General features: G+C 55.6%; 12 protein-coding genes. 4 read left to right on the top strand and 8 right to left on the bottom strand.

The window, feature by feature from the left end; genetic code table 11:
* Positions 1-21 precede the first annotated feature (21 nt).
* The 3 genes from ACTIKR_RS17520 to ACTIKR_RS17510 all read right to left on the bottom strand — a co-directional run bounded on the left by ACTIKR_RS17520 (position 22) and on the right by ACTIKR_RS17510 (position 3,418).
* Positions 22-861 carry an ABC transporter permease gene (locus ACTIKR_RS17520; RefSeq protein WP_100699307.1) on the bottom strand — a complete coding sequence of 280 codons (840 nt, stop codon included), beginning with the start codon at positions 859-861 and terminating at the stop codon, positions 22-24.
* Positions 858-1,796, bottom strand: a complete 939-nt coding sequence (locus ACTIKR_RS17515) for an ABC transporter permease (protein ID WP_193089531.1) — start codon at positions 1,794-1,796, stop codon at positions 858-860. The genes ACTIKR_RS17520 and ACTIKR_RS17515 overlap by 4 nt, the downstream gene beginning before the upstream one ends.
* A 113-nt stretch (positions 1,797-1,909) precedes the next feature.
* The gene (locus ACTIKR_RS17510) at positions 1,910-3,418 is read right to left on the bottom strand and encodes an ABC transporter substrate-binding protein (RefSeq protein ID WP_100699309.1); all 1,509 of its coding nucleotides are present in this window, start codon (positions 3,416-3,418) and stop codon (positions 1,910-1,912) included.
* A gap of 142 nt (positions 3,419-3,560) precedes the next feature.
* Here ACTIKR_RS17510 and ACTIKR_RS17505 point away from each other — a divergent pair, with 142 nt between their 5' ends.
* The gene (locus ACTIKR_RS17505; RefSeq protein ID WP_100699310.1) at positions 3,561-4,448 is read left to right on the top strand and encodes a LysR family transcriptional regulator; all 888 of its coding nucleotides are present in this window, start codon (positions 3,561-3,563) and stop codon (positions 4,446-4,448) included.
* A 395-nt stretch (positions 4,449-4,843) separates the two neighbouring features.
* On the opposite strand, the gene ACTIKR_RS17500 is transcribed toward ACTIKR_RS17505, so the two are convergent.
* Positions 4,844-5,248 (bottom strand): YchJ family protein, encoded by a 405-nt coding sequence (locus ACTIKR_RS17500; protein WP_100699519.1) that lies wholly within the window; start codon positions 5,246-5,248, stop codon positions 4,844-4,846.
* Between the two features lie 249 nt (positions 5,249-5,497).
* Between ACTIKR_RS17500 and ACTIKR_RS17495 the strand changes: the two genes are divergently transcribed.
* The 3 genes from ACTIKR_RS17495 to ACTIKR_RS17485 are packed head-to-tail and all read left to right on the top strand — an operon-like array spanning position 5,498 to position 9,876.
* The gene (locus ACTIKR_RS17495) at positions 5,498-7,528 is read left to right on the top strand and encodes a TonB-dependent receptor (protein ID WP_100699312.1); all 2,031 of its coding nucleotides are present in this window, start codon (positions 5,498-5,500) and stop codon (positions 7,526-7,528) included.
* Positions 7,529-7,534: 6 nt separating this feature from the next.
* The gene (locus ACTIKR_RS17490) at positions 7,535-8,587 is read left to right on the top strand and encodes a methyltransferase (RefSeq protein ID WP_100699313.1); all 1,053 of its coding nucleotides are present in this window, start codon (positions 7,535-7,537) and stop codon (positions 8,585-8,587) included.
* Positions 8,584-9,876, top strand: coding sequence for an MFS transporter (locus ACTIKR_RS17485; protein WP_193089530.1), 1,293 nt, complete (start codon positions 8,584-8,586; stop codon positions 9,874-9,876). Before ACTIKR_RS17490 ends, ACTIKR_RS17485 begins: the two co-directional genes overlap by 4 nt.
* On the opposite strand, the gene ACTIKR_RS17480 is transcribed toward ACTIKR_RS17485, so the two are convergent.
* The 4 genes from ACTIKR_RS17480 to ACTIKR_RS17465 all read right to left on the bottom strand — a co-directional run.
* Entirely contained in the window at positions 9,834-10,934 is a 1,101-nt protein-coding gene (locus ACTIKR_RS17480; protein ID WP_100699315.1) for a glucuronyl hydrolase, read from the bottom strand. The genes ACTIKR_RS17485 and ACTIKR_RS17480 overlap by 43 nt on opposite strands.
* Entirely contained in the window at positions 10,921-12,117 is a 1,197-nt protein-coding gene (locus ACTIKR_RS17475) for an MFS transporter (RefSeq protein WP_193089529.1), read from the bottom strand. Before ACTIKR_RS17475 ends, ACTIKR_RS17480 begins: the two co-directional genes overlap by 14 nt.
* Complete coding sequence (locus ACTIKR_RS17470) at positions 12,110-13,336, bottom strand: acyl-CoA dehydrogenase family protein (protein WP_100699317.1); 1,227 nt, start codon at positions 13,334-13,336, stop codon at positions 12,110-12,112. The genes ACTIKR_RS17475 and ACTIKR_RS17470 overlap by 8 nt, the downstream gene beginning before the upstream one ends.
* Positions 13,336-14,071, bottom strand: a 736-nt coding sequence (locus ACTIKR_RS17465; RefSeq protein WP_442328520.1) for an AMP-binding protein, incomplete at its 5' end; no start/stop codon positions are given. The genes ACTIKR_RS17465 and ACTIKR_RS17470, both read right to left, overlap by 1 nt.

Genomic DNA, 14,071 nt, shown 5'->3' with positions numbered 1-14,071 from the left:
GCACCTGCTCTGCTGCCGCATTCATAATTTCACCCTGAGCTGATTATCGATGCCGTCGCCCAGCAGGGAAAACGTCACGCCGATATAAATGATCATGATGCCGGGAAACACAGAAATCCACCACGCATCGAATATGTAGTTGCGGCCTTCGGCAATCATGACGCCCAGCTCCGGTGTGGGCGGCTGGATCCCCAGGCCCAGAAACCCCAGGGAGGTTACCGCCAGAATCGTCAGGACAACATCGGCCATCATGAACACAATAGCAGGCGTAATAACATTGGGAAGAATGTGCAGGAACAGTATTCGCAAGTGGCTGTATCCCATTACCCTGGCCGACTGAACATATTCTGTGGTCTTGACCAGCAGCACTTCGCCGCGCACAATCCGCGCAAAAGAAATCCAGACTACCAGCGTAAAGGCCAGGTACATGTTCTGAGTACTAGGGCCAAGCGAGCCGACAATCGCGATAACCAGCACATAAAACGGGAAAGCCCACACAATATCTACAATGCGCATGATCAGCGTATCAAACCAGCCGCCAACATAGCCTGAAACCAGCCCGATCAGCGAGCCAGTCACAAATGGAATTAACACGCAAACCGCAACAATCTCAAGATCTGTCTTGAGCGCTTCAATTGCCCGCCAAAACACCGGCCGACCCAAGTCGTCGGTGCCGAACAGATATTGCAATGTCGGGCCCTGCAGGCTGCTATCAAAATTGATTTCAGACGTGTCAATCTTGAATACCGCTGGAACCACGTAAGTGACCAGGATCAGGAAAATGAACAGGGCAAGACCGGCCCACAAAGAATAATTCTGCGCCAGCCTGCTACTGCGCCAGCCACTCAATATTGCGTTCATGATAGTTCCACCCTTGGGTCGGCCGCGACATAAGCCAGATCTGCCGCCAGGTTGATCAGAACTACCAGTACTGCAAAGGTCACCGTCAGCCCCTGCACCATGGGATAATCCCGTGCAGCAATGGACGAAACCATCAGCCCGCCCAGGCCCGGCAGCGCAAACACGGCTTCAATCACAACTGTGCCGCCGATCACCCAACTGGTATGCACTCCGAGCACCGAGATTGTCGAGAGCAGCGAGTTGCGAAAGACATGACGCCGCAAAATCTGCATGCGGCTCATGCCTTTGGCGTAGGCAGTATCAATGTAGTCGGCATTGAGAACCGCAATAATCGAACTTCTGAGGGAGCGAACCGTTAGCGCCGCCGTACTCAATGCAATCACCAAGGCAGGGAGAAACAGCGAGTGCAAAAGACCAGAAAATCCACTATTTAAGCCCGACACCGGAAAGATCGGGATATAGACCGAGAATACCAGCACAAGCAAAATGCCAAGCCAGAAGGCCGGCATAGACATAAAGCAAATGAACAAAAACTTGATCAGGTTGTCGGTCGGCGAGTTCTTGCGCAGCGCAGCCAGGAAAGCCAGTGGTATGGTCAACACAATCGCAATAACGGTGCTATAGCCGACCAGCGCGAGCGTGACCCACAGACGCTCAAAAATCAATGGTCCCACAGATGACTTGAAAGCGATAGACGTGCCAAAATCGCCCTTCAGGCAATTGACCAAAAACTGAAAATACTGGATTATCAACGGCTTATCCAGACCGAGCTGCCGTTGCAATTGCGCTATATCTTCGGCGGTGCCACGGCTACCCAGCAACAGCGTTGCCGGGTCTCCGGGCATCACCCGCAAAAGCAGAAAAGCCAGGATGGTGATGCCCAGCAACACCGGGATTAACTGCACCAACCGCAAGACAATAAAACGCAAAATCACAAGCCACTCCTGTTCAATCTTGGAATCGTTTTGCTTACTCTACCCGGACCTGTTCAGCCCTGGGTTCGTATTGCTTACTCTACCGGGATCTGCTCACCCTAGATTTGTTTCGCTTACTTCACCCGGACCTCTTCAAGCCGGTAGTTTGATGTGGGAAGCACCTGGAACCCTTCGACATTAGAACGGTAGGCGTAAGGCACACCCTGGTGGTACAGGAAAATGAACGGCACTTCTTTATTAATGATCGCCTCGATCTCCTGGAACATGCGTCCGCGTTCGGCGCCTTCAGGGGTCTGGCGCTCTTGCGCATATAATTCGTTGACCCGATCGCTTTTCCAGTTCGTATGCATGGCATTGGCCCGCTCGGGATTGACGGCGGTAAAGCCGATCAATTGGTCAGGGTCAATCGTATCGCTGGTCGTATAGGCAAGCGACATTTCATAATTGCCGGCTTTGGTCGTCGTAAACTGAGAACCGCTCTCGATGGTTTGCAGCTGAATCGTCACGCCGATCTTGCTCAGGGCATTCTGGATCACCTGTCCCACCTGCCGCGAAGTAACGTTGCCCGATGGTACAAGCAGCGTCGCCTTGAAACCATCAGCCAGCCCGGCTTCAGCAAGCAATTGCTTAGCTTTGGCCACATCATAGGGGTACGGCTGGATATCAGTATTGTGATGCGCCATGATGGGCAAAGAGGACGAAGCCGGCTCGCCATTTCCCTTCAATACCCCCTGAATAATCGTTTGCTTATTGACCGCGTAGTTCAAGGCCTGGCGAACACGAATGTCATCAAATGGCTTTTTGCTGGTATTGAGCTGCACCAGGTCGGTGCGAAACACCTTGGCCACGGCTGTCTTGATATTGGGGTCGTTCTGCAGCATGGCCACCTGGTTAAAGGGAATATCCATGGCTGCATCCAGCTCGTTGGCTTTCAGTTTCAGAATGCGCGCATTATCGTCGCCGATAATTTCCAGGGTGGCGTGCTCCACAGCGGGCTTGCCCTCTTGCCAGTAGTTCGGGTTTTTATCCAGGGAAACGCGTTGCCCCTTGTCCCAGGCCTTGAGCGAGAAAGGCCCGCTGCCGACGGGGGCCTTGAAAAAATCCTCGCCCTTGCTCTGCAGTAGCGCTGCGGGCAATATGGATGCGGAAAACAACGCCAGGTTATTTAGCATCGGCGTAAAAGGCGCATCCAGACTCAATTTTACTGTTCTGTCGTCAACTTTTTCATAGCCGGTAATGGGCTTGAAAAATCGGGCCCAGCCGGATGTTTCTCCGGCAGCCCGCTTCAGGGAAAAAATCACATCGTCGGCCGTTACCGCCTGGCCATCACTGAATTTGGCGTTTTCCCGCAAATGAAATGTGTAGGTTTTGCCATCCGGACTGATTTCCCACTGGTCGGCCAGACCGGCCACTATTTCTGTACCATCGGCAGAGGGCCGCACCAGTTGATCGTAAATCAGCAATTGCGTCCAGATAGACGGGTTGTCGCTAGAGGCAATCGGATCGAGCGTGAGCAGATCCTTTGACAGGCCCAGGCGGAACTGGTCCGCCGCAGCGTGGGCGACATTCATCGCACAGGCAAAGACAATGCCCATTTTCAATAGGGAACGAAATCTGATCATAACGGCTCTCCGGGTGACACACCTAAAAATGGCAAATAGGGAAGATGCTGCTCTTTGCAGGCTATTGTGCAGGCAATAGCAATAGCATGCAAAGGAAAAAAGTTATATCATCCATGAATAAAACTCATACCCTGGAGCGCAGGTGAAACTCAGACATATCGAAATTTTTCATGCCATACGCACCACTGGCTCGGTCAGCCGGGCGGCTCGCCTGTTGAATATTTCACAATCCGCAGTCAGCAAAACCCTGGGGCATGCTGAGCTACAGCTGGGTTTCCAGCTTTTTGAACGGGTAAAGGGTCGGCTCAAACTGACGCCAGAGGCGCAGTCGCTCGCCCCCGATATTGAAAAAATGATGCATCTGCTGGAGCATATCCGGTCATTGGCGACCAATATTCACCAGCATCCGGCAGGCTCGCTCAAACTGGGCTGCCTGCCCAGCCTTGGCCTGCACCTGATGCCGCGAGCCGTGTCGCTTATTCGGCAAAGATATCCGGATATCAACATTGAAATAACCACGGGACATGAATCGGAGCTGATCCGCAAGTTGCGTTCACGCGAAATCAATATCGCGTTCACTTTCAAGCCGAACGACTATCCGGACTGCATGGTCTCCACCATTGCGAAAGTGAACATGGTGCTTGCCGGTCCGCAGAGCGGGCACATAAAAGACCCGCGCCAGGTCGATTTCAGCAAATTGATCACCTACTCTGAGGGTGATCCGGTGACGCGCATCATAGAATCCATGGCTGTCCCCAATCAATTTACCAATCAAGTCAAGGTCGAAACGTATTACGTAGCTGCCGCCATCGCTGAGTATGAAGATCGGCTTGCGATTGTCGATGAATTTACGGCAAAGTTCGTCCTGGAGGATCAATCCCGATACATTCATTTTGACCCGCCCATCACGCTCGAGCTGGTCGCCATCTACCGCGAACAGGGGCCGCCTAGCACTCTGGAAAAACAGTTTATCGGCGGCGTGCGTCGTCTGGTCAGGCACGAGCACGCATACGGGCAGCAAACGCGTTAATAAAACAGAACCCAATAACAAGAAAATGCAATAACAAGAAAAGTTCCGGCACGCCGGGCAACGCTTTTTGGCAAATGATTTGCTATAGCGCCATTTTCCAACAGACCCAGGTAAATCTGCATGTGTTTTGGCGGGTTGACTCACGCATTTTGCATGAATGGCAATCGGGTAACCCTTCATTTATACTGGTCGGCGACGGGCGCTATCGCGCCAACTGTAGCCAGGCATATCGCGGGGCTTAAAGAGTATCCCGTTGTGAATATTTTCCAGGGTGGCAAACATACCCAGAATTCGCACATTCTGCTTTGCCCAAAGTCGAAGTCGACAAGCTGGCATGTCGCAGGTCAATGTCTGGCGGCAAAGGATATTGATCTTCGCAATATGTTAGCCGGTGATTAGACCTGCCCGTCTACATAAAACCACCGTCCGTCTTCCCGCACAAACCGGCTGATCTCATGTTGTCGGCTTGCGCGCCCGTTCTGGCGGAATCGGGCGACAAACTCTACCGTGGCATGATCATTGTCCTGCAGCATATGGCGCCGTACATCCAGTCCCAGCCATTTTGTCCCCGGCGCATTCGGTTCCAGCGAGGCTGGCCGGGTGCTGCTGTGCCAGGTATCGAGCAGATAATCGAGCTCGTCCAGCACAAAGGCGCTGTATCGACTGCGCATAAGGGTTTGCGCATCGGGCGCCAGAAGGCGAAGCGCGCCGTGGTGCCAGCGCTGGCAGCAGCTTTCATAGCTTGCTGAACTGCCGCAAGGACAAGGCGACTGTGCTGAAAACGATTGATGTTTCTTCACGACGAAATACCGGTTTGCAAATTGAATACTGGAGTATAAACGCGGCATGCTACCTTTTCCGTTGACCCGGCTTGATATCCAGCAGCAACCCAATCCAGCAGATTATGTTCCCGCTTTTACCGGTATGACGACTTTCATATAAATTACTCCAGAATTCATACGCTTTAAATAAGACTCATTATCACTTGAAATCTACAATCTTATATTCTTGCCGCGTCGGCAATGCGTATAGATTTGTAGGTGTCATTGATGAGAAAAATCCGATCTTCCTATTGTGAAGCCGCCTGGCCGGCGTTAGCGATTTGCGCGGCTTGGACATTACCGGTGCCGGCGCTGGCGCAGAGTGTGCCACCCTCCCATCAGCAACAGACCACGGAATTGGCCCCCATTACGGTAACGGCAGAAAAAACCAGCCGTCTGCTGGAACAGGTGCCCGCAAGTATTGCGGTCATCGACGGCCTGGACATCGAGCAGACAGGCATCCAGCGCATGGAGCAGCTAGAGGGCCGCATGCCCGGTCTTTCCTTTCAGCCCTTCGGTCAGTCGGGCCTGAACTCGCCGGTCATGCGCGGCGTAACCGCAAACTTTAATACTTCGTCTACGTCGGTATTGATGCTGGTCGATGGCGTGCCCACGTTGACGGCCCAGGGATTCGAAAACAGTTTTTTGGACCTGGATCGCATTGAGGTGCTGCGAGGCCCGCAATCGACCTTGTATGGACGCAATGCCGAGGCCGGTGTGGTATCCATTCACACCCAGCCCATGGACAATACTCCAAGAGCTGCGATATCCGGTGAATTTGGAAGCCGCGCCAAGCGTGCGGGCAGTTTTTCGCTAAGCCAGCCGATTACACAAGATACCCTGTATGGTTCCATTTCCGGTAGCTGGTCCAGCCAGCACGGCTTTATTAATAATTCCCATACGGGAAAAAAAGACGACAGGCGCGAACGCGGCAACCTGAACATCGGCCTGCGCTGGACGCCGACACCGGCCACCGACGTGGTCTTGCGTTATGCCCGGCAAGAGTTTCATGATGGTTCGGCCCTATGGGGCAGCCCCAGCGCCGAACGCAACGAAGTGGCATCTGGAACAGCGGGATGGAACAAATCTGTCGGCCAGACTTTCTCGCTGAGCGCCTCGCATCAATTTGCCTCTGGGCTTACGCTGCGCTCCATCACCGCCTATAACGACTATCGGGATCGCGTCCAGCAGGACACAGACTTCATGCCCATGGACGTTCTTCATGTTGGGCGTGATCATCACTTTCGCAATCTGTCGCAGGAACTGCGGATCGAAGGCAAGGCGGGCAAGGCAGACTGGCTGGTCGGCGTGTATGCGGACAAGCAGGACAATGACCTGGTCAATATTTCAAAAACGATGATGGGCAGCAGCCATCTGCAAGTCGGTCAAAAAGGCAGCTCGCTGGCCTTGTTTACGCATTGGAACGTCCCGCTTTCGGATGCGTGGACCGTATCGCTGGGAGGGCGCATTGAGCGCAACAACGTTTCAATTGCCCCTGACGACAAGCAGAAAATGAGCGAGGGCTGGACACATTTCTCTCCCAAGCTGGCATTGCAGTATCAGATGACGCCAGACCACCAATGGTATATCAGCGTTGCCAAGGGGATACGTACCGGCGGCTTTAATGTGGTGTCTCCTGCGGCCAACTTTATGCCGTACAGTCCGGAGAAAACCCTCTCGTACGAGACCGGGCTCAAGGGTTCGTTCGATAACCGCCGCGGACGCTATTCAATCGCAGCCTATTACATGACCGTGCGTGACATGCAGGTGATGCAAATGCCCACTGCCGGCATGATGTATATCACCAGCGCTGCCGCTGCAAACGCCAAAGGGATTGAGCTGGATTTTGACTACATGCTGGCACCGGGTTGGCGCGTCAATGCGGGCCTGGCCTGGAATCACACCCGCTTTGAACGCTTTCAGGATGGCATGGCCGATTATTCGGGCAAACGTAATCCCTTTGCACCTGACCTGAGCGGCCATGCCGGCGTACGCTATACCTCTTCAAAAGGCTGGTACGCGCAGGCGCAAGTTGTGGGCACCGGCAAAGTGTATTTGGATGCAGCCAATAAATACAAGCGCAATGGCTACGGACTGATCAATCTGACGGCCGGCTATGCCGGCAAGAATTGGGAAGTGGCAGCCTACGTCAACAATGCCGCCAATAAAAAGTATGACGCCGTTGGTTATCAGAATGGCTTTGTGACCGTATACAGTCCGCCGCGCGAAGTGGGCATGCGCCTGACGTGGCGTCTTTAAGGAACAATGATGGATTTGGTAAATACACACGCGCTCCAGCCTTTCTGGAGCATGGCCGCCGCACCCGTACAGGTTAGCGCGCTGGAACTGGCTTTGGACAACAAGCTGTTCGATTACCTTGTGCAGGACGCCACTGCAAAGCAGGTGGCCAGCAAACTGGCCATGCAGCCCGGCCCTGTTTCCGTCTGGCTTGACCTGCTATGGAGTATGGAACTACTGGCTCGCAACTTGCCCCCGGGCTCGCCAGGCGACTCAGGCGCGGCTACGCACTATCAATGCACCAGTCTGGCAAAGCGCTACCTGGTTTCGTCCTCGCCCGAGAACTGCGCTGCCGCCTTGAGTTATCGCCTACGCATCTTGCGCCACGCGGGTACGCAATTTGAGGACTTCGTTCGTTCGGGGCGCAGCGAACGTACCATACCGGGCGGCGAGGCAACTCACACCAACTGGGCAAAAGCGGCGGAACAACAAATCAGCCAGGAACAGCGGGCCGTCAGCGTGCCCTCGATTCTTGACCGTCTGCCACCGGCGTCTTCACTTGTCCAGCAGGGCAGGTTTCTGGACCTGGGCGGCGGCCCCGGCCATATTGCAATTGCGCTGGCCCACCACCTGCCACAATGGACGGGAACCGTCTGTGATCTGCCGGCCACGGCTACCGTCGCTCAGGGTTCGATTGACAACGCCGGCCTGGCCGACCGCATCAATGTGCGGTCAGCAGATCTGGAACATGACGACATCGGGACCGGCTACGATCTGATTTGGTGTTCCTGCGTCCTGCACTTTCTGCAGGACCCTAAGGCCGCGCTTAGCAAAATATGCCAGGGGCTGCGTCGCGGCGGCGTGCTCTACATTGCGCATGCCGAAGTGCCCTCGCAGGCGCGCGACGCATCTCGAATACTGCCCTTTTATGCGTCAATGATGTTGCGCGGTCGCTTTGTTCCTGCCACCGGCCAGATGCACGACATGCTGGTCGCCACCGGCTTTTCACAGATCCGGTCACTCGGACCGATCGCGTTCCCCATGACGCCGGTCTGGCTTTACACAGGAATCAAACCATGAATACCACGGCAAGCACGCCTAACCAGCATCAACCAAACGAACCGGCAGTGATCCGGGCCGAATCCGGATATTGGCCGCTTCAATTGTTGCTCGGCTGGATTAACCTGACCCTGACTGCACCGGTAGTCTATCTGTATATCGGCCTTCCGTTGGTGCTACGCCAACATGGCTGGTCCGGAACAGACATCGGCCTATTGCAATTGGCCGGCCTGCCGGCGATTCTCAAGTTCCTTCTGGCCGCTCCCGTTGACCGCTACCCCCTGGGGCGCGCCGGTTACAGAAACTGGAGTATCGTGTTGTCAGTCGTTTACGCAGCATTGCTTCTGTTCTTTTCGCGCACCAGCCTGCAGGAGTCGCCCTGGTCTTTTCTCTTCACACTGGCGCTCAGCATTAATTTATTGGGAACCTGGACGGATGTCCCGATCAACGCCCTGGCGATTCGCTATTTGCCCGAATCGCAACGCATGCGGGCAGGCGCAATCCGGTCCGCAGCAACATCGCTGGGCGCTATTGTCGGCGGCGGATTAATGCTGCTGTTATACACCCGCTTTGGCTGGGCCGCACCGTTTCAGGTCATGGCCCTGGCCTTGCTATCGGGCTGCGTTCTGCTGGCGTTCATGCAGCGCAAGCCCTTGCCCGGCGTCTCCAGTGAGCCAGTGCAGACCGGCATCAACTGGCGTCTGTGGAAAGCGTACTTTACGATAGCCGGACACGGCAAATGGGCAATACTCATGCTGTTTTATTTTCCCTTTGTGGGCAGCGCCTGGGTCTATATGAAACCGCTACTGCTGGATAGCGGACTGTCCACCGAGAGGATTGCCATGATCGTTGGCATTCTGGGTGGCGTACTCGCGGCGCTGGCCAGCCTGGTGGTGGCGCGCATGACAAAGCACTACGGTATTGGCCAGATGTTATCCGGTGTTGCCTGGCTGAACGTGCTGGCCCTGGCCATGTTACTGATGTTTGTTCTGGCCGGGGCATCCGCTACCATACTGATTGCCATGGCGATCCTGCTTGCTATTGCCGTTGGAGCAGCATCGGGCCTGGTGTTTGGCGTCATGATGTATTTCGTTCGTCCAGCGCTGGTGGCGCTCGATTATGGAATACAGTCAAGCCTGTTTATCCTGACCCGCACGCTCATGCCTGCAGTAGCCGGCGTGCTGATGGATCGTACCGGTTATGCCGGCATGATGGGCTTTCTGGTTTCCGGCGCGCTGATCATCGCCTGGGCCACGATATCATGGCATCAATCGCTGACGGCCGCCATGACCGCTTCAAGCAGGAAATAAAGGGCGCAAGGCGTCTCTACGATTGAGGCTGCTTGCGCATCGACTTTATACAGGTGACCGGCAAAAATGCCATTTTCTCCAACCATGCAGCTCACCAGGTTGGCCCGTTCTTGCTGCGCCGCTTCGCGCAGCCACGGCTGCCCGGACATCTGCCGGGACATCTGTTCCAGCGCAACGCAGGCAATCGCCGATGCGCAAGGATCAAACTCGCTGGCGCCGGCCGCGGCCGACGGCAAAGGCCAAGGCCGGCTACTCTCTGCCGGCTGATTCTGCTGGCTGCGGACCTGCCTCCACCACTGGCAGGCAAGCAGGGCCGCAGCCTGATAATCGTCTCCATAGCACCTGACGGCTTGCGCCAAGCCAAGCATGGCCCACGCCTGTCCGCGGGCTGACCATATCAATGATGCATGACGATTCTCGTGCGCAACACCGGGCATCACTTGAGTGGCCCATCGGCCATCGGCGTCAGCCAATTGTGCCACACACGTATCCAAGTGCTGTCTGCCCAGGGTCATGTCTAGCGGATCTCCGTGAAGATGGGTCAGCAACAGCAAGGAGGCGAGCGAATCGACATTCAAAATACGATCGCCTTCAGGGCCACCTCCCATGTCTTGTCCGAGCGGATACATTTTCTGCTGATGATCATAACTATTACGCAATCGCGCGCATGCCGCACTGGACAGCGCGTGCCACGCCGAATCGCTATCATACTGATTGGCCACGCCCGCCCCATACCAAAAGACAAAGCTTCTATTTATGCTGGCTTGCGGCAGAACCGGTTCAAGCCGGCGGCTCCATTGGCGGGCCGTATCAATGGACGTTGCCGTTCTCTCAACGGCCGCCCGTTTCCACCAGAGCGCCGCCCAGAATCCGCCCAGCCAGGACCCTCGTCTAGATAACTTCCAAGGCTGGTCACGTGCCTTGCGGTATAGCGGAAACTGCGAATCACACGCCTGGGCAATACGGTCCATATGCCGGAAAATATCATGCACTAACGGGTTTTGCGGCGCCTCGCCGACCCGCGCGTCATGTGCATCATGTACGTCATGTGCTGCCATGGGATCGGATCCGGTAAAGCATCAAGGAAAAGGCGGCGCCAGCCAGGGTCGTGCCTATCAGTAAGAACCAGGCGATTCCAAACCCCTGGGGCTGGGATAATAAAACGCCAAATAATGGAGGTCCCACCGCAAACCCGCCGAAAAATCCCACAGACAACATACCGGCAGCGGTAGCCGTCTTGCCGAACCGCTCGTCGCGCAACAGCATGCTCATGGCAATCGCATTGGTGGCCGCCACTGTCAACCCCATGCCGGTTATGCCGATCCATAAAGGAAAGTGTCGGGTTGGGGTAGCTAGTGTCGTGACATAGACGGCCAAGCAGGCAAGAATAAAAAGCATGACCATCAACTGCGTCTCGTCGCGCAGTCGGCTGCCCAGGGGAGTTAGCGCGATCCGCGACACGATGCCCATAACGCCGAAGACGCTGATCATAGCACCTGTCATTTGGGCCGACATACCCAGCTGTGATGCATAGACGCCGAAAAAAGTGATGAAGGACGATAACGTCAGGCCGGCGCATAACTGCACGAGCATCAGCAATCCCAGCAACACATTGGGACGCGGCAGCGCAAGGGCCCGGCCGCCAGCAAGCGGTTGAGCGCTGGCCATTCCCGCTGGCAACCGTCGACTTACCAGGAAAAACATGACCAGCGCCAGTGGGACCCATAACGCCAGCGCCCCTCGCCAGCCTAACCATTGCGCGAAAAACGGCAGCAAGATACCGGCCACAAGCGCAGAAATTTGCACGCCCGACTGTTTGATTCCAACCATGGCTGGCTTTTTCGGGGCAGGCACCAGTTTTGCGATCGCCATATTGGTTGCCGGATTCGCCAGAGATTGCGCGGCGCCACACAGCAACATGGCCAGGATCAATCCGACGAATCCAGGCAACACAGCCATGAGAAAAAAAGACAGCGCGACCAGCCCGAACAACCCCATCAGTCCCGATCTCATGCCAAGTCGCTGTACTGCCTGGCCTGACCACGGAGAAACAACGGCCGCCACACCGAAGGAAGCGGTGGTCAGCCAGGCAAGCTGTCCGCGCGATATGCCCAGTTCCTGGATCAATTGCGGGCCGAGCACACCGATACCGTAAAATATCATCATCGGCATCCCCATTGCCAGGGTCAGCAGGCTGCCGACCGCCAGCGCAGACTGAACGGGATATCGGGCTTCATCCATGATTGCTTGCTCTGTTTACGACTGAGGGATAATCACTGTCAAATAGCTCAGGGTTGCGACTGTTGGCAAGAAGCGCGCGCCCCACGGAGCTGACCAGCGCATCGTCTGTTCCGTCTAGAATGTGGGTCGTCCTGGCATTGCGATACAGGCTGGACAAGGGTGTCCCGTCGCTCAATCCCTCTGCCCCCATGATCTGGATGGCATTATCGGTCGCCACGCTCAAGGCATCGGAAGCGGCCAGTTTGGCAATATTGACTTCTATGGAATTGGCCTGCCGGTCATCGAATTTGCGGGCTGCGTCTCGCAGTAACGCACGGGCCGTGGCAATATGCCGATACACATTGCATACTCGGGCCCGAACCAGTTGTTTTTCCACTAATCGGGCCTGAACGCCCCGTTCCGAATGGATACGTTCGCACATCAGCTCAAAACTGCGCTGCGCCATACCCAGCCACTGACTGGCTCGCAGTATCCTGCCCAGTCCGAGCCTTTGCTGCATCAGCTTGATGCCTTGCCCGGGCACGCCCAGCACATGATCCGACGGGACAACAACATTGGTAAAGGACAACTCGCCCTGCCCCTGCATGCGTCCCAGCACAGGAAGTTCGCGCAGCACCTCGAAACCGGGTGCGTCGGCAGGCACAATCAGCATCGAGAGCCCCTGTTCCACCGGTTTGTCTGACGTACGCGCCACTACGGTAATGAAATCGGCGTGCAGGGAGCGGCACACAAACCATTTTTTGCCAGTCAACACCCAGTGGCTATCCTGCCACCTTGCACGCGTCTGCATAGTATCGGGTATTGAGCCGATACTGTCCGGCTCGCTCATGGCGTAACTGCAGACGGCACGCCCCTTTACCAACGGATCAAAGTAGCGCGCGCGTACGACCGGGCTGCCATGCCAGAACAGCATGTGAGCATCAAGCGTGGCATCCGCGCCCATAATGGCCGGCCCGAATTCGGAGCGGCCCTCCTGCTCGGCGATAGGCAGATAATCGCTCAATCGGTTGACAATACCGCCATGTCCCTTCGGATAAAAACTGCCAAACAGCCCTGCCTGGCGTGCCTGTGCAGACAACGCGGCAGCGATTTGCCTGGCATTGTCGTCGCCGGCAAGCAAGGCGGTTTCTTTGGGAATGATTTGCGTATCAACAAATTGCTTTACACGCTGACAAAGGTAAGTCACCGGATTATCCAGGGGTTCGGTAACGGCATTCATTATGCAGACAGCCTTTGAGGATTGACCATGGCCGCAGCATCCTCGGCCAAGGCACGCTTATCGATTTTTCCGGCAGGCGTCAGCGGCAGGCTTCGATAGAACCTGAGATATTCGGGTAGTTTATTGATTTCCAGGCCCTGTTCGCGCAAGTAATTGGTGATCTCGGTAAGCGAGAAACGATCAGCCTGGGGCCGCAGCGTCACGCATAGACATACCCGCTGGCCCAAATCGAAATCGGGAACCGGCACGCAAGCGACCGTTACGACATCCGGATGGCGAGTCACCAGCCCCTCTATCTGGACCGGACTGATATTGGCGCCGCCACGGATAATGATGTCCTTCTTGCGGCCGGCCAGCACCAGATGCCCCTGCGGGTTGATATAGCCCAGGTCACCTGTTTTGACCCAACCTTCCTGGTCGCGATATGTCTGATCCAGCTCTGGTGCATTGACATATTGCATGGGGCTGACGGGCCCCCGGGCGTAAATTTCACCAATCTGGCCGCGGGCAAGTTCGACACCGTTATCATCAACGATCCGTATTTCGCAAACGGAAGGGTTGGGGGTTCCAACACTATTGAACGCCACTTCTATCGAATCGCTCAGCGTATTATGGCAATTGACGCCATCGGCCGATCCGTAGAGACTGATAAAACCGCAGTCAAAGGCTTTGCTGCAACGTCTGACGGTCGTCTCGTCAATCACGGAGCCGCCCACGATCAGCCCCTTGAGGCTG

Origin of the sequence: Advenella sp. (assembly GCF_052108595.1) — a bacterium.
Lineage (GTDB): Bacteria > Pseudomonadota > Gammaproteobacteria > Burkholderiales > Burkholderiaceae_B > Advenella.
Note: the sequence above shows the minus strand (reverse complement) of the source record. Positions and strands in the feature narration are given on the sequence as shown.

Bases quoted from the DNA above. Each gene is read 5' to 3' on its own strand.
- ACTIKR_RS17520 (WP_100699307.1), bottom strand. From the start codon at position 861: ATGAACGCAATATTGAGTGGCTGGCGCAGTAGCAGGCTGGCGCAGAAT.
- ACTIKR_RS17510 (WP_100699309.1), bottom strand. From the start codon at position 3,418: ATGATCAGATTTCGTTCCCTATTGAAAATGGGCATTGTCTTTGCCTGT.
- ACTIKR_RS17495 (WP_100699312.1), top strand. From the start codon at position 5,498: ATGAGAAAAATCCGATCTTCCTATTGTGAAGCCGCCTGGCCGGCGTTA.
- ACTIKR_RS17490 (WP_100699313.1), top strand. From the start codon at position 7,535: ATGATGGATTTGGTAAATACACACGCGCTCCAGCCTTTCTGGAGCATG.
- ACTIKR_RS17485 (WP_193089530.1), top strand. From the start codon at position 8,584: ATGAATACCACGGCAAGCACGCCTAACCAGCATCAACCAAACGAACCG.
- ACTIKR_RS17480 (WP_100699315.1), bottom strand. From the start codon at position 10,934: ATGGCAGCACATGACGTACATGATGCACATGACGCGCGGGTCGGCGAG.
- ACTIKR_RS17475 (WP_193089529.1), bottom strand. From the start codon at position 12,117: ATGGATGAAGCCCGATATCCCGTTCAGTCTGCGCTGGCGGTCGGCAGC.
- ACTIKR_RS17470 (WP_100699317.1), bottom strand. From the start codon at position 13,336: ATGAATGCCGTTACCGAACCCCTGGATAATCCGGTGACTTACCTTTGT.